Raw genomic sequence first — 15,442 nt, 5'->3', positions numbered from 1 at the left:
CGCTTGTGAGCTATTCTGTAGTAATCAGTGGCACCGGTCTGTGGACCCCGGAGCAGACCATCACCAACGACGAGCTGGTGGAATCCTTCAACGAATACGTGAAGCGTTTCAATGAGAAAAATGCCCAGGCCATCGAGGCTGGCGAAGTGGAGGCATTGGGTCCCTCCGATAGCGCCTTTATCGAAAAGGCGTCCGGTATCAAACAGCGTTTTGTGATCGATAAAAGCGGCATTCTCGACCCGGAAAAAATGGCACCGAACATTGCCGAGCGATCTGACGATGACGTCTCCATTCAGGCAGAAATTGCCGTAAAAGCAGCAAAGCAGGCTTTGGAGAATGCCAATCTGACCGCCGACGACCTGGATGCGGTATTGGTGGCCTGTTCCAACATGCAGCGCCCGTACCCGGCCATGGCCGTGGAAGTACAGGCGGCGCTGGGCATGGATCATGGCTGGGGTTATGACATGAACGTGGCCTGTTCCAGCGCCACGTTCGGGATTCAGGCCGGTGTCGATGCCATTCGTAATGGCAGCGCCCGTCGGGTGCTGATGGTGAATCCGGAAATCTGCTCCGGGCACCTGGCCTGGGAAGATCGCGACTGCCACTTCATCTTTGGGGATGTGGCTACCGCCGTGATCCTGGAGCGTAAGGAAGACGCTACCTCCGCCAACCAGTGGGAAGTACTGGGCACGCGCCTGCAGACCAAATTTTCCAACAATATCCGCAACAATTTCGGGTTCCTGAACCGTGCCGACGAAAGCGGCGTTGGCGCTCGCGACAAGTTGTTCCGCCAGGAAGGGCGCCGGGTATTCAAGGAAGTCTGCCCGATGGTAGCCGAGCAGATTTCCTCCCATCTGTCCGATACCGGTGTGGCGGTGGAGTCCTTGAGCCGAATGTGGCTGCACCAGGCCAACCTGAGCATGAATGAACTGATCTCCAAGCGGGTACTGGGTCGCCCGGCCACCCGTGAGGAAGCCCCGGTCATTCTCGACGACTATGCCAATACCAGCTCCGCCGGTTCCATTATTGCTTTCCACAAGTACAACGCGGACCTGCCGGTGGATACCAAGGGGGTGATCTGTTCCTTTGGCGCCGGTTACTCCATCGGTAGTGTGATTGTGAACCGGATCAAGTAACCGCCCGCCGGTTTCACGTCAGCTTCACGAAGGCCGCATTCTGCGGCCTTTTTTCATGCTGCCTGTAACGTTTACCTCACGGCTTCATCTCTATATTGTCTGAATCAGGCGCTACGCAAAACAACGTGGTTTGCCTGAGCCGCATTGTGCGGTTTCGGATACAACCTTAATAATGATGTATGGAGACTGAACATGGCTAAGTTGAGCAAACTGAACCCCCTCGCTGCGACTGTTGGTGCGGCTGTTGTGGCTTCCGCACTTTCCGCCCCTGTGGCGATGGCTGCAGAAAACCCGTTCGCAGCCGCTGATCTGCAAGCCGGTTACCAATTGGCTGGTGCCCATGCTGAAGGTAAGTGTGGTGAAGGCAAATGCGGTGACAAGAAAGCAGAAGGTAGCTGCGGCGAAAAAAGTGGCGAAGGTAGCTGTGGTGAAAAAAGCGCTGAAGGTAGCTGCGGCGAGAAAAGCGCCGAGGGCAAATGTGGCGATGACAAGAAAGGCGAAGGCAAGTGTGGTGAAGGCAAATGCGGCGGTGGTGCCTAATAAGGCAGGAGCTAATGCATGAAACCTGAGACACCAGTGTCCGGAGTGGGCCTGGGTCTTCGGCGGGCCCTGATGGGCCCGCTTTCTCCGACCCTCGACTCTCCGCAAAGTGCGCCCTTTGATTTTATGGAGGTGGCACCCGAAAACTGGATCCCCATGGGCGGCCGTCTGGCCAAGCAGTTCCGTGCTTTCACGGAGCAGTTCCCCTTTGTGACCCATGGCCTTAGCCTGTCCCTCGGCGGGCCTGAGCCTCTGGATTTTGAATTATTGAAATCGGTGAAAGGGTTCCTGAAGGAACACAATATTCGCCGTTATACAGAACACTTGAGCTACTGTAGCGATCACGGCCACCTCTACGATTTGATGCCGATTCCTTTTACGGAAGAGGCAGTACATTACGTGGCAGACAGGGTTCGCCAGGTACAAGATTTTCTTGAGCAGCCCATCGGCATCGAGCACGTGAGTTACTATGCTGCTCCCGGCGCGGAAATGTCAGAAATTGAGTTCGTTAATGCGGTACTGGAAGAGGCAGACTGTGAGTTGTTGCTGGATGTGAACAACGCCTACGTGAACAGCATTAACCACGGTTATGACCCCCGCGATTTTATCAGTGCGTTGCCGGGTGAGCGTATCTGTTACGTGCATATCGCCGGCCACTTTGATGAGGCGGAAGATCTGAAAGTCGATACCCACGGCAGTGCGGTGATTGATCCGGTGTGGGCATTGCTGGAGCATGCCTACCGTGAGTTTGGTGCCTTGCCTACCTTGTTGGAGCGGGATTTCAATTTCCCCGGCAATGAAGAGCTGTTCAGTGAGCTTCAGAAAATTGGCCGTTATCAGCATCAGCAGCCGTCAACGACACGGAAATTGGGATGAGCCAGGCCGATTTTCAAACCCTGCAGCGGCGATTTGCGGCACATCTACGCAATCCGCAAAACCACTCGGCCCCCGGCGATATCGAAGAGCGTCGACTGGATATTTACCGAACGCTTTTTTTCAACAACGTAAACGGTTTTATCACCCAGGGGTTTCCTGTGCTGTATTCCATTCTGGATGCGCAGCGTTGGCAACGGCTGGTTCGTACCTTCTTTGATCAGCATGCCTGTCAGACCCCTTATTTTCTGGAAATCCCCCAGGAATTTGTCACCTTCCTGGCTTCCGGTCAGGGCCTGGAGGAGGGCGATCCGCCTTTCCTGCTGGAACTGGCTCACTATGAGTGGATGGAGCTGGTGCTGGATGCGTCTACAGAAACCTTTCCGGCCACCGGGTTTCATCCCGAGGGCGACCTGTTGCGTGCCATTCCCCAGCTAAGCCCCCTCCATGTTGTGTTGAGCTACCAGTACCCGGTCCATGAAATATGTGCCGAATTTCAACCCCAGACTCCGTTAGAGCAAACATTATGGTTGCTGGTCTATCGGGGCAGGGATGACAAGGTGCGCTTCATGGAAATTAATGCGCCAACCGCCCGGTTGTTACAGCTCATTGATGAAAACCCTGGATTCACGGGGCATGAGGTTGTCGCGGTACTGGCCAAAGAGATGCAATTTGCGGATGTGAGCAAATTGGCGACCTTTTCCCTGGAAATTCTGCAACAAATGCGTGAGCGAGACATCCTTATTGGGACGACACTAAGCAGCCTGTAAGGATTCCTGATGAGCAATGCGTTTTTGGTTTCTATTCATGATGTGCTGAACCGTACCCGGTCCCTGGATTTTCTGGCGCCTCTGGCGCTGCGCTTGTATCTGGCTCCGGTAATGATCAGTGCCGGATACAACAAGGCGGTGAGTTTCGACAGCACGGTCGCCTGGTTTGGAAACCAGGAATGGGGGTTGGGCTTGCCCTTGCCGGCGTTATTGGCTTTTTTGGCTACTGCTGCAGAGCTGTTGGGTGGGATGCTTTTACTACTGGGGCTACTGACCCGGTACATCACATTGCCGCTTATGTTTACCATGCTTATTGCCATGGCAACGGTGCATTGGCAGCACGGCTGGTTTGCAATCGCACCCTCTGACCCTGCTACCAGCACGGCATTACCGTTGGCCCAGGTGGGCTTTCCCGGGGCTCAGGCCAGCCTGGAGAACAGTGAGGCTGTGGGTGAGCGGCTGACACGAGCCAAGAAGATTCTGCGTGAGCATGGTAATTACCCCTGGCTGACGGAAAAGGGCAACTTGGTCGTTCTTAACAATGGCATCGAATTCGCTGCTACCTATTTCATCATGCTTCTGGTGCTGTTCTTTTACGGGGCTGGCCGATATCTGAGCCTGGATTATTGGTTCGCTCGCCGCCTGTCCCGGCCGGCTTAAGGGAGCGATAGCATTGTAGATTGCTCGCCCCCCTGTTCGGGGGGGCGACAGGGTCGCTATAATGCTGCGTCTATGACTTTTCGGGGTGACCGTGCGTTATTTCCTACTGACTGTATTGCTGAGTGTTTCCTGCGCCGTCGCTGGCGCGGAAGGTGAAGACTGGGGTGATGCCTCGTCTCCCTTCGATGCTCCGAAAGGCAGCGAGCCAAAGGATGATGACCCCTGGGAAGACATCAACCGCAAGATCTTTGCCTTCAACGAAACCCTCGACAAGTACGCCCTCAAGCCCGCCGCCAAGGGCTATCGCAAGGCGACTCCCGGCTGGTTCGATGACACCGTGACCCGTGTTTTCGAGAACCTGCGGGATTTTCGTAGCGGCCTGAACAGTGTGCTGCAGTGGCGGTGGAGCCATGCCGGCCATAACTTTGGCCGTTTTACGGTCAACAGTACCCTTGGCATTGGTGGCCTGTTTGATGTGGCCAGCAAGGTCGACCTGGACAAGCACAACACCGATCTGGGCCTGACGTTCGCTCGCTGGGGAATTCCGGAAGGCAATTACCTGGTGCTGCCATTCTGGGGTCCGTCCACCGTGCGTGATGCGGCGTCCATTATCCCGGAAGATTACATGCGTCTGCGGCATTACATTGAGCATGACCTGACCCGCTACAGCGTGACCGCCACCTATGTGGTGGATTTGCGTGCTGATTTGCTGGATCTGGAGCGAAATATTGTTGGTGACCGCTACACCTTCCTGCGCAATGCCTACCTGCAGCGCCGTCGCTTTGAATCCGGCGATGCGCCTTCTCTGCGTTTCCCGGATATAGAACAGCGGGATTCCGAGCTGGAAGACGAGTATGAGGATGAAGGGTGGTGAAAGCAGTTAACAGTGAATAGTTAACAGTGAACAGCGCGCGTCAGGCGTGTTTCAGGTTTTAAACGTATGAGGCCGCGCCCATCAGTTGGGCGCGGCCTCATTGCATGAAAATAAAGACAAACACTACTCGAGCGGCTGTTAACTATTCACTGTTAACTGTTCACTGCTTTCAGTTTCGCCCGAATATAGTCCCCATGCGACACATACAGCAGGTCGCTGACTCGGCGGATCAGGTGTTCTTCGTGGACATCGGCGTGGCCGTCGGCGGCGGCCATGGCCCACATTTCCTCGATCAAGGTGACTCTCGGTTCCGGTCCCCAGTGATCGCGCAGCGGCCGGGTGAACTCGAACAGATCGGTGGCTTCGTCCACGCGATTTTCCAGTTCCGTGAGGATGTCATTCATTTCCTGCGGGTCCAGATGCCAGTGCTTTTCCACTGCCTTGATCAGGCGTTGTGATTCTTCCGGGGCCACGGTGCCGTCGGTGCGAGCCACTTCCAGCAGCAGGGCGGCCGCCGCCCGGTGCAGGTCGTGCTCGCTGGTCTGTTGTTGGGGCTGGTCGGGGCGAAAGAGTCGGTTCAACCAATTCAAATTACACCTTCCTCCTGCAATAGGGTTTCCAGCGCCACCTGGTCGTTGGCGAAGCGGCGGATGCCATCGGCAAGCAGGTCACTGGCCATGGCATCATCATTGAGTTGCCAGCGGAAGGCGGCCTCGGTGACGGCGTGCCAATCGTCTTCCGGGGCCACCAGCTCCGCATCCAGTACTTGAGTCAGACTACCGGTATCGGCGGCCAGTTCCCCCAGCAGGGCCGGGCTGATAGTGAGCTTGTCGCAGCCGGCCAGGGCTTCGATCTGGCCGGCGTTGCGGAAGCTGGCGCCCATCACGATGGTCTCCAGGCCGCGGGCCTTGAAGGTGCGGTAGATCTGGCGAACCGACTGCACGCCCGGATCGTCATCCGGGGTGGCGATGTTCATGCCCTGTTTGCGGTGCCAATCGAAGATGCGGCCCACAAAGGGAGAGATCAGCGTGGCGCCGGCTTCCGCAGCGGCCAGGCCCTGGGTCTGGTTGAAGACCAGGGTCACGTTGCAGCGGGTGCCTTCTTCTTCCAGCACTTCCACCGCGCGGATGCCTTCCCAGGTGGCCGCCGTCTTGATAAGGATGCGTGCCGGGTCCACGTCCAGTTCCCGGTAGATGGCCATCAGCCGACGCGCTTTTTCCACGGTGGCGCGGGTATCGAAAGACAGGCGCGCGTCCACTTCACTGGAAACCAGGCCCGGCACCCGCTCAAGGATGGCCTGACCGGCCAGGCAGGCATAGCAGTCCGTCAGCCAGTCCATCTCGCCGCCATGACCCAGGGCGCGGCACAGGTCCGCTGCCTGTTGCAGCATGGGCCGGTAACGCTCGTCACGGGCCGCTGCCAGCAGCAGGGAAGGGTTGGTGGTGGCATCCTCCGGCGCCAGTTCGGCGATCATGTCCAGATCACCGGTATCGGCTACCAGGGAGGTCCATTGGGCTAGCTGTTCGCGTTTGTTCACGGTATCCGTTCCTTTCAGTGTCATGGCTGGCGACAGGGTAAAGGCCAACTATGACAGGGGGCTTTCTGTGCCGTAGGAGCGGCGTTTGAGCGGCGAATTTTCCAAGTTACGAGGAGCGAGTTACGAGTTGCGAAAACCCACATCGGTTTTGCCTTTCGAAACTCGCTACTCGTAACTCGAAACTGTTTTATTCGCGGCTCGAGCGCCGCTCCTACAACGTATATAGATACCCACAGGCTAAGGCAGTTGTGCCAAAGCGTCCATGAGCACTTGCGGCGTGGTGTCCGGCTTGTGCATGTTTTCGCTCAGGTGGCGGCGGAAGCGGCGGGCGCCCGGTTCGCCCTGAAACAGGTTGAGGATATGGCGCAGGGAATGCTTGGGGGCATGGCCCAGCGCATAGCGACGTTCCACATAGGGCAGAAATTGTTCGGCCACATCCCGGCGGGTGGGCACAGGGTGGTCATCCGCGAACACGATGCGATCCGCGTCGGCCAGGAAATAGGGGTTCTGGTAGGCCTCGCGACCAATCATCACGCCATCCACGTCACCCATGTGCTCGTGCACCTCATCCAGTGACTTCACGCCGCCGTTGAGAATGATCTCCATATGCGCAAAGGCCTGTTTGATGGCGTAGGCACGCTGGTAAATCAGCGGCGGAATCTCCCGGTTTTCCTTGGGAGACAGTCCGGAAAGGATGGCCTTGCGGGCATGGATGGTGAGGCTGGTGCAGCCGGCCTGTTCCATGCAGGTGACAAAGCGATAGAGAAAGTCGTAATCATCCTGGTCATCAATGCCGATGCGGGTTTTTACCGTCACAGGGACGCGGACCGCCGCCTGCATGGCCTCCACGCACTGGCCCACCAGGTCCGGCTCGGCCATCAGAATGGCGCCGATCTTGCCCTGCTGTACCCGATCCGACGGGCAGCCCACATTGAGATTGATCTCGTCGTACCCGTATTGCTCGGCAATCCGGGCCGCTTCCGCCAGATCCTGCGGCTCGCCGCCGCCGAGCTGTAGAGCGACCGGATGCTCTTCGTCATTGAACGCCAGAAACCGCTCACGATCGCCGCGCAGTATCGCCTGGGCTACCACCATTTCGGTATAGAGCAGGGTGTGGCGGGTAATCAGCCGGGCCAGAAACCGATAGTCGCGGGTGGTCCAATCCATCATCGGGGCGACGGACAGGCGTCGATCCGGCTGTGGTAGCGGGGCTGTTGTCGTCACAGTGTCATTCATGCAGGGCGGCAAGCGGGTGTCAGGGGCCGTTATTGTCGCATGTTGTTGCGTGTGGGCGTAGGGGGGACGGCGGTGGCGCCTGTCAAAGCCGGGTTCGCTCTGCTAGACTCCGCGCCTTTCCAGATCACTCGAGACTGTCATGATCCTCCCTCGGCTGAGTCCGCCCTAGTAGACTGCCTGTCCCCGGCTTTGCCGTATGGTGCTTTGCGCCATGTCATCCCGTATTCTGCTGCTCCCGCGCAGCCTCTTTGTTTGTCGTATTCCCAAAACAGGATTGTTCTTCATGCTTCGATCTATTCAGCAGGAATGGTTCAGCAATATCCGTGGTGATTTGCTGGCTGGTTCCGTTGTTGCTCTGGCCCTTATTCCTGAGGCGATTGCCTTTTCCATTATTGCCGGTGTGGACCCCAAGGTGGGGTTGTACGCGTCGTTCTGTATCGCCGTTGTTATTGCTTTTGTGGGCGGTCGCCCGGGGATGATTTCGGCGGCAACCGGGGCCATGGCGCTGGTGATGGTGACGCTGGTGAAAGATCATGGCCTGCAGTATCTGCTGGCGGCGACGGTGTTGACCGGGGTATTGCAGATTGTTGCCGGCTTTCTGCAGCTTGGCAATCTCATGCGATTTGTCTCCCGCTCCGTGGTCACCGGCTTTGTGAATGCGCTGGCTATCCTGATTTTCATGGCCCAGCTGCCGGAGTTGGTCGGGGTGACCTGGCATGTGTATGCCATGGTGGTCGCCGGCCTGGCGATCATTTACCTGCTGCCGTTGCTGACCACTGCCGTGCCATCCCCGCTGATCTGTATTGTTGTGATGACCGGTATTGCCATGTATCTGGGGCTGGATGTGCCCACCGTCGGTGACAAGGGCGATCTGCCGGACAGTCTGCCGGTATTCCTGTTGCCGGATATCCCGCTCAACCTGGAAACCCTGAAGATCATTCTGCCGTACTCTCTGGCCCTCGCCGTGGTAGGCCTGCTGGAATCCATGATGACAGCAACCATCGTGGATGATCTGACCGATACCGATAGCGAAAAGAATCGCGAATGCAAAGGGCAGGGCGTGGCCAATATCGCCTCCGGGTTCCTGGGTGGCATGGCCGGGTGTGCCATGATCGGTCAGTCCGTGATCAATGTGAAATCCGGTGGCCGCAAGCGCCTCTCCACCCTGTTTGCCGGCTGCTTCCTGCTGGTGCTGGTGGTGTTCTTGGGTGAGTGGGTGTCCCGGATTCCCATGGCCGCGCTGGTGGCGGTGATGATTATGGTGTCCATTGGCACCTTCAGTTGGGAGTCCATTACCAACATGGCCAAGCATCCGGCCAGCAGCACCGTGGTGATGTTGGCTACGGTGACGGCTACCGTGGCGACCCATAACCTGGCCATCGGGGTGGGTATCGGTGTGGTGCTCAGTGCGCTGTTCTATGCCAATAAAGTGGGGCGTGTTTTCTATGTGCGCTCGGATCTTGAGGAAACCAACAGCAGCCACCGCCGCTACGAGGTGCTGGGGCAGGTATTTTTCACCTCCGCAGATCAGTTCATTGCCTCCTTTGATTTCAAGGAAGCACTGGATAAAGTGACTATCGATGTGCACCGTTCCCATTTCTGGGATATCACTGCCATTGGTGCGCTGGACAAGGTGATCATCAAGTTCCGACGCGAAGGCACCGAGGTGGAGCTGATCGGCCTGAACGAGGCCAGTGCCACCCTGGTGGATAAATTTGCCGTGCACGACAAGACCGAGGCGGTCGAAAAACTCATGGGCGGCCACTAGCAGCCTGCTAAAGGAGAAGAACAATGAGTGATGTTATTGCCTGTATTGATGGCTCTCCGGCCGCGGCCCGGGTGTGTGATTATGCGGTGTGGGCGGTGCAGCGTCTGAATGCGCCGTTGACGTTGCTGCACGTTCTGGATCACTCCCGTTACCCGGTGGAAAGTGATCTTAGCGGCAACTTGCTGCTGGGCGGTCGCGAGTCCCTGCTCACTGAACTGTCCGAACTGGATGCCAAACGCAACAAGCTGGCCCTGGAGCAGGGCAAGCTGATGCTGGAAGCGGCTGCCGGGCGCGCTATCGAAAAAGGCGTAAGCGAACCCAAACAGCGTCAACGTCATGGTGGCCTGGTAGAGACCCTGGCGGGCATGCAGGAGCAGACCCGCATCCTGGTGATCGGCAAACTGGGAGAGGAACACACCGGCGAGGCTGAGCAGGTGGGCGACCACGTGGAGCAGGTGATTCGCACCATGCACAAGCCGATTCTGGTGGTGCCGTCCGATTTTACCGAGCCCGGCAACATCATGCTGGCCTTCGATGGCAGCCCAACCTGCCGTGACGGCGTGAAAATGCTGGCCGCCAGCCCGCTGTTCCTGGGCTTGCCTTGTCACCTGGTTGCCGTAGGCAAGGACAAACAGCTGAGCGAGGATCTGGCCTGGGCTCGCGACACCCTGGAGCAATCCGGTCACGAGGTGGAAGTGGCGCAACTGGAAGGGGACGTGGAGCCCGCCTTGCATCAATACCAGCAGGATAACGGCATTGATATGGTGGTGATGGGGGCCTACGGCCATTCCCGTATCCGCGAGTTCTTCGTGGGCAGCACCACCAGCAAGATGATCAAGAACGCCACGGTACCGCATTTGTTGCTGCGATAAGCATGTACCCCGGCGAGGTTGATTGCGCCGGGGTTCTTGTCCCCTGGGGGAGCCAAATGGAGCAGGCAGAACAGGAACGTTTTCGCCTGAAATTGCTGGAAGAGAAACAGGCATTAGGCGAAAAGAATGATGCGGCTGATTCAGCCACCAAGCCCGTGGAGCTGGATCAGCAAAGTGTCGGGCGCCTGTCGCGCATGGATGCCATGCAGGGGCAGGCCATGGCCCTGGCAACCCGCCAGCGTCAGCAACAGCGGATGCGCCAGCTTGTTGCCGCCCTTCGCCGTATTGATGAGGATGATTACGGCTACTGCGAGGATTGCGGCAAGCCTGTCAATCCCAGACGTCTCGAGATTGATCCCGCCACCCTGTTCTGCCTTGAGTGCGCCAGTGCCCGCGAATAGGCCTGAGCTTTCGGTTCACTCTTTGTACTCTCTACATGCTTTGCTCCGCTGGTGCGTTGCGGTGTGTTGATCTGACGATATATCGGGAGGTCTCCTTGCCGGAGTTGAAGATTCTGGGGTTGTTTCTGATCACGGCGGTTGCCGAGATCGTGGGCTGTTATTTGCCTTATCTGTGGCTTCGTGAGGGGAAATCCGTCTGGCTGTTGATTCCAGCTGCGTTGAGTCTGGCGGCCTTTGCCTGGCTGCTGTCTTTGCACCCCACAGCGGCGGGGCGGGTCTATGCGGCCTATGGAGGCGTGTATATTTTCGTGGCCATTCTCTGGTTGTGGGGCGTTGACGGGATTCGTCCCACGGGCTGGGATATTGTCGGGTCGCTGGTGGCGCTGACGGGGATGGCGATCATCATGTTTGCGCCACGGCAGATAGGATAACGCCTGAGGCTTGATGCCGGACGTTTGACGCCGAAAGACAAACCCTTCTGGCGTACGACGTCCGGCGCTTAATGCTTACTCAACCGTAATAGTGATTTTTTCGGACATCACCGGCGGTTGATGGGGCACGTGCATGTGGTCACCCAGCAGCAATTGCAGGGTATGGGTGCCCGGTTCCAGTTCCAGCTCGGTCTGGGTCTGGCCCTTGCCGAAGTGCACCACGTTGTCGTTGGCCGGCAGCGGGAAGTCCATGGCAGGCATGGAATCCTTGTCCAGATCGATCAGCAGATGGTGATGACCGGCATGCTCCTGCTCGGTACCGGCGGGCACCACGTCCATGCCTTCCAGGCCGAATTCCACTGTTACGGGGCTGGTCACAGTCGCACCATCAGCGGGGCTGAGAATGGTGGCTGTGGCACCTTCCGGGGCGCTGCTGCGGGTCATGCCGCTATTGCTGGTGGCATCGTTGGCATTGGTGTCTTCGGCCATGGTGGGGTCAGCCTGGCTTTCAGTGGCGGGCGCTTCAGTTGCCGGGGCTTCGGCCATGGGTTCTTCGTTGTTGTCCGAGCAGCCCTGCAGCAGGGTGGCGCCGGCAATCATGGCCACTAGTAGAGAATGTTGAAAGGGAATACGCATGGTTTCTTCCTTTTCTTCCTGTCGCGTTGATGAAGTCTGCAGGCGGTGTGCCGGCAGAAGAATGAGTTGCGTTCAACCTTAGCAGAAAGGCGCAGGTGGATGTCTATATGGATCACGCTTTGGCAGGTATAATCCGCGCCAGTTTGCCTTATTGGAGTCAGCATGACCGTCCGTACTCGCGTAGCGCCGTCGCCCACCGGTGACCCCCACGTAGGCACCGCCTATATCGCCCTGTTCAATCGCTGCTTTGCCCACCAGCACGGTGGCCAGTTCATTCTGCGTATTGAAGATACGGACCAGACCCGCTCCACTGATCAGTCCGAGCAGATGATTCTGGATTCGCTCAAGTGGCTGGGGCTGAGCTGGGATGAAGGCCCGGATGTGGGCGGCCCCCATGGCCCGTATCGGCAGAGCGAACGCAAGCATATGTATGCGGAGTATGCGCAGGCGCTGATTGGGAAGGGCCATGCCTTCAAGTGCTACCGCACCAGTGAAGAACTGGACACTCTGCGTGCCGAACTGAAAGAGCAGGGCCAGAACCGGGCGTTGAAGCCGATGGATCTGGAACTGCCTGCGGAAGAACAGGCAAAGCGCGAAGCGGAAGGGGCGCCTTACGTGATCCGCATGCGTGTGCCCACAGACGGTCGCTGTGAAATTCAGGACATGCTGCGCGGTACCGTGGAGCTGGACTGGGCGCTGGTGGATGCGCAGATCCTGCTCAAGTCCGATGGCATGCCCACCTATCACCTGGCCAATATCGTCGATGATCACCTGATGGAGATCACCCACGTGATCCGTGGTGAGGAATGGCTGAACTCTGCCCCCAAGCACAAGTTGCTGTATGAGTATTTCGGCTGGGACATGCCGGTACTCTGCCATATGCCACTGCTGCGCAACCCGGACAAATCCAAGCTCAGCAAGCGCAAGAACCCCACCAGCATCCTGTTTTACCAGCGCATGGGCTACCTGCCGGAAGCACTGGTGAATTACCTGGGGCGGATGGGTTGGTCCATGCCGGACGAGAGCGAGAAGTTCACCCTGGCGCAGATGCAGGACGCCTTCGATATCAACCGGGTGTCCCTGGGCGGCCCGGTCTTTGATGTGGAAAAGCTGAGCTGGCTGAACGGGCAATGGCTGCGTGAGCAGAGCGACGAGCAGTTCCTGGATACCTTGTTGGACTGGGCCTACAACCGCGATTACGCCATGAAGATCATCCCTCACCTGCGCCAGCGGGTGGAAACCCTGTCGGATGTGGCGGACAAGGCGGCCTTCTGTTTCAACGGCATGCCGGCGATAAGCGAAGCCAGTTTCGAGCACAAGCAGTACGGTGGCGAGGACATGAAGGTGTGGCTCCAATACCTTCTGTGGGCCTATGAGGCGCGCAATGACTGGAACCGTGACGGCCTGTTTGCGGATGCCAAGGCCATTGCCGATGCCCTGGAAGTGAAGATCAAGGATTTCCTGTTCCCTGCCTTCGTTGCCATTGCCGGTACCAGCGCCAGCTTCTCGGTGGTGGATTCCATGGAAATCATCGGCGCCGACCTGAGCCGCGCCCGCCTGCGCAATGCCATCGAGGTGCTGGGCGGTGTGTCCAAGAAGCAGATGAAGAAGCTGGAGAAGGCTTACCGGGATTTGCCGGTAGGCTGAGGCCTGACTGTGGGAGCGTCGCTGGCGGCGCGATAAGGTCAGTTGCGAGTAACGAGTTACGAGAAGCGAAAATCATCGGGCTTTCCCGGGTTTTGGGGTTTGTCTTTCGAAACTCGCTTCTCGCAACTCGAAACTTTGGTTATCGCGCCGCCAGCGACGCTCCTACGGCAGAGGCTGTGGATTTTGTCCAGTTTTTCAGCAGCTTGTTCAGGATGTAGCCAAACGGACTTCATTCTGAAAAAAACACCAGGCCAGCGCTTGACAGAGTAGGGGGGCTGGGTAGAATACGCCGCACCAACCGGGACGTACCTTGTCCCGATTGTCGTATTTGGGGCCATAGCTCAGCTGGGAGAGCGCAACACTGGCAGTGTTGAGGTCGGCGGTTCGATCCCGCCTGGCTCCACCAAATACGTCCCCTTCGTCTAGTGGCCCAGGACACCGCCCTTTCACGGCGGTAACAGGGGTTCGACTCCCCTAGGGGACGCCATATAGAAAAGCCCTGCTCGAAAGAGTGGGGCTTTTTTATTTGTGGGCATCGCGCGCGGATTAGCGCAAGCGGCCAGCTAGCTGCCCGATATGGATGACAGAACCGTAAATCTGCCTCGCCGTCGCTGATTGTGTAGGGTGCACTGAGCCCAAGGCGAACTGCACCATCAAACGCCGGATCGGTGCAGTTCGCCTTGGGCTCAGTGCACCCTACGTCCCGGAATGCAGCAATGCACCTTCCAGTTCCTCCAGCACCGTTTCTCGCAGGGCCATCAGCCGTTGACTGAATTCCACCGGGTAGCTCGATTGCGCGGGATGCAGGCTAAGCAGAGCTTCGGGTAGCTTTCTCAGATGCCTGGCGACGTTTTCCCGGGTAACCGCCAAATCCGGCGCCTCGCGGCAGGGTTCGCCGCCCTGGATAACGGGCTGTAACAGCGGTTCGCCTTCACTTTGCTCGTCCCGGGCGGTAATCCGGTCCTGTTGATAATGTCCCTGCTCATCGGTTTGTCGCCATACCTGCTTGCGGCCCGGGTGTAGTTGCTTGCCGGGGGAGTTTTTCAGCCTGGGATGGCCCGCATAGTCGGTGAGTTTATAGGCCAGATCCAGGGTGGGGGCATCACTGGAGGCGCCCATGCTGGTGCCCACACCAAAACCGTCGATGGGTGCCCCAGCGGCCATTAGGCCGGCAATGCGGTATTCATCCAGACCACCGCTGACCAGGATGCGAACCTGCTGCAGCCCTGCAGCATCCAGTTGCCGACGGGCGTCTTTGGCCTGCTGTGAAAGGTCGCCAGAGTCCAGACGGATGGCTCCCACGTCTAGGCCTTCATCGCGTACCAGTCGGACCACTTTCTCCACGCCTGCCTGGCTGTCGTAGGTATCCACTAGCAGGGTGGTGCCGGGATACAGCTGGGCGTAAGTCCGCAATGCCGCCATCTCGCTGTCATGGGCCTGGATATAGGAATGGGCCATGGTGCCGCGTAAGGGCAGCCCGTGCTGCAAGCCGCCCAGCACATTGCTGGTGCCCGCCAGGCCGGCGGCGCGGTAGGCGCGCACCCCGCGCAGGGCAGCGTCGCTGCCATGCATGCGACGCATGCCGAAATCCACCACTGGCCGGCCATCGGCGGCGAGGACCATGCGCAACGCCTTGGAGGCCAGCACGGTCTCCAGATGCACATAATTCATCAGCAGGCTTTCCAGTAGCTGCGCTTCCATCAGCGGGGCGGTGATTTCCAGCAGGGGCTCCTGGGGGAATACCGGGGTCCCTTCCGGCAGACAGTGGATCTCGCCACTAAAGCGGAAGTCCTGCAGCCATTGCAGAAAACCATCCTGAAACAGGTCCAGCGTCTTGAGCCGGTTAACCTGCCGGGAGGGGAAGTGCAGTTGGCTGACTTGTCGGGCGGCGTACTCCTGCCCGCAGGCCAGCATGACGTTACGTTGTTCTGGCATTTCCCGATAAAACAGGCTGAAGGTCGCTGTGTCATTCATGCCTTCATGCCAGTAGGCCTGCAGCATGGTCAGTTCGTAGAGATCGGTCAGCAGGCCCTGCGCATCATTGTCAGCAGAAAGATCCAT

General features: G+C 58.2%; 16 protein-coding genes and 2 tRNA genes. 13 read left to right on the top strand and 5 right to left on the bottom strand.

Features of this window, described 5'->3' with window-relative positions; genetic code table 11:
* Window positions 1–5 precede the first annotated feature (5 nt).
* The 6 genes from ACMG4N_RS12430 to ACMG4N_RS12405 all read left to right on the top strand — a co-directional run bounded on the left by ACMG4N_RS12430 (window position 6) and on the right by ACMG4N_RS12405 (window position 4,853).
* Window positions 6–1,136 (top strand): beta-ketoacyl-ACP synthase III, encoded by a 1,131-nt coding sequence (locus ACMG4N_RS12430; RefSeq protein WP_035244038.1) that lies wholly within the window; start codon window positions 6–8, stop codon window positions 1,134–1,136.
* Between the two features lie 192 nt (window positions 1,137–1,328).
* Entirely contained in the window at window positions 1,329–1,676 is a 348-nt protein-coding gene (locus ACMG4N_RS12425) for a hypothetical protein (RefSeq protein ID WP_035244042.1), read from the top strand.
* Window positions 1,677–1,694: 18 nt separating this feature from the next.
* Window positions 1,695–2,552, top strand: a complete 858-nt coding sequence (locus tag ACMG4N_RS12420) for a DUF692 domain-containing protein (RefSeq protein WP_272998086.1) — start codon at window positions 1,695–1,697, stop codon at window positions 2,550–2,552.
* Entirely contained in the window at window positions 2,549–3,319 is a 771-nt protein-coding gene (locus ACMG4N_RS12415; protein ID WP_414431871.1) for a DUF2063 domain-containing protein, read from the top strand. The genes ACMG4N_RS12420 and ACMG4N_RS12415 overlap by 4 nt, the downstream gene beginning before the upstream one ends.
* Window positions 3,320–3,328: 9 nt before the next feature.
* Entirely contained in the window at window positions 3,329–3,979 is a 651-nt protein-coding gene (locus ACMG4N_RS12410; protein ID WP_414431870.1) for a DoxX family protein, read from the top strand.
* A 91-nt stretch (window positions 3,980–4,070) separates the two neighbouring features.
* Window positions 4,071–4,853, top strand: coding sequence for a VacJ family lipoprotein (locus tag ACMG4N_RS12405; protein ID WP_414431868.1), 783 nt, complete (start codon window positions 4,071–4,073; stop codon window positions 4,851–4,853).
* Window positions 4,854–5,005: 152 nt separating this feature from the next.
* Here the strand turns inward: ACMG4N_RS12405 and ACMG4N_RS12400 are convergent, their stop codons facing one another.
* From ACMG4N_RS12400 to dusA, 3 genes are all read right to left on the bottom strand, one after another.
* Window positions 5,006–5,443, bottom strand: coding sequence for a TerB family tellurite resistance protein (locus tag ACMG4N_RS12400; RefSeq protein WP_414431866.1), 438 nt, complete (start codon window positions 5,441–5,443; stop codon window positions 5,006–5,008).
* Window positions 5,440–6,390 (bottom strand): transaldolase, encoded by a 951-nt coding sequence (locus ACMG4N_RS12395; protein ID WP_414431865.1) that lies wholly within the window; start codon window positions 6,388–6,390, stop codon window positions 5,440–5,442. Before ACMG4N_RS12395 ends, ACMG4N_RS12400 begins: the two co-directional genes overlap by 4 nt.
* Before the next feature lie 237 nt (window positions 6,391–6,627).
* A complete protein-coding gene (dusA, locus tag ACMG4N_RS12390) occupies window positions 6,628–7,626 on the bottom strand; it encodes a tRNA dihydrouridine(20/20a) synthase DusA (RefSeq protein WP_414431864.1) in 999 nt (332 codons plus the stop codon).
* Window positions 7,627–7,909: 283 nt separating this feature from the next.
* On the opposite strand from dusA, the gene ACMG4N_RS12385 reads away from it, so the two are divergent.
* The 4 genes from ACMG4N_RS12385 (at window position 7,910) to ACMG4N_RS12370 (ending at window position 11,098) form a co-directional block, all read left to right on the top strand.
* Entirely contained in the window at window positions 7,910–9,394 is a 1,485-nt protein-coding gene (locus ACMG4N_RS12385; RefSeq protein WP_414431863.1) for a SulP family inorganic anion transporter, read from the top strand.
* A 23-nt stretch (window positions 9,395–9,417) separates the two neighbouring features.
* Window positions 9,418–10,266 carry a universal stress protein gene (locus ACMG4N_RS12380; protein WP_414431861.1) on the top strand — a complete coding sequence of 283 codons (849 nt, stop codon included), beginning with the start codon at window positions 9,418–9,420 and terminating at the stop codon, window positions 10,264–10,266.
* Window positions 10,267–10,322: 56 nt separating this feature from the next.
* Entirely contained in the window at window positions 10,323–10,667 is a 345-nt protein-coding gene (locus ACMG4N_RS12375) for a TraR/DksA family transcriptional regulator (RefSeq protein WP_414431860.1), read from the top strand.
* Between the two features lie 95 nt (window positions 10,668–10,762).
* Entirely contained in the window at window positions 10,763–11,098 is a 336-nt protein-coding gene (locus tag ACMG4N_RS12370) for a YnfA family protein (RefSeq protein WP_414431858.1), read from the top strand.
* 75 nt (window positions 11,099–11,173) lie between these two features.
* Here the strand turns inward: ACMG4N_RS12370 and ACMG4N_RS12365 are convergent, their stop codons facing one another.
* Window positions 11,174–11,734 carry a DUF4399 domain-containing protein gene (locus ACMG4N_RS12365; RefSeq protein WP_414431856.1) on the bottom strand — a complete coding sequence of 187 codons (561 nt, stop codon included), beginning with the start codon at window positions 11,732–11,734 and terminating at the stop codon, window positions 11,174–11,176.
* A 162-nt stretch (window positions 11,735–11,896) separates the two neighbouring features.
* Between ACMG4N_RS12365 and gltX the strand changes: the two genes are divergently transcribed.
* From gltX to ACMG4N_RS12350, 3 genes are all read left to right on the top strand, one after another.
* Window positions 11,897–13,381, top strand: coding sequence for a glutamate--tRNA ligase (gene gltX, locus ACMG4N_RS12360; RefSeq protein WP_414431855.1), 1,485 nt, complete (start codon window positions 11,897–11,899; stop codon window positions 13,379–13,381).
* A gap of 330 nt (window positions 13,382–13,711) precedes the next feature.
* A tRNA-Ala gene (locus tag ACMG4N_RS12355) sits at window positions 13,712–13,787 on the top strand.
* Between the two features lie 5 nt (window positions 13,788–13,792).
* Window positions 13,793–13,868, top strand: a tRNA-Glu gene (locus ACMG4N_RS12350).
* Window positions 13,869–14,077: 209 nt separating this feature from the next.
* Here ACMG4N_RS12350 and ACMG4N_RS12345 read toward each other — a convergent pair.
* Entirely contained in the window at window positions 14,078–15,442 is a 1,365-nt protein-coding gene (locus tag ACMG4N_RS12345; protein ID WP_414431853.1) for a nicotinate phosphoribosyltransferase, read from the bottom strand.

Source organism: Alcanivorax sp. IL2 (assembly GCF_047495475.1).
Taxonomy (GTDB): domain Bacteria; phylum Pseudomonadota; class Gammaproteobacteria; order Pseudomonadales; family Alcanivoracaceae; genus Alcanivorax.
This window is presented reverse-complemented; position numbering and strand designations above follow the sequence as displayed.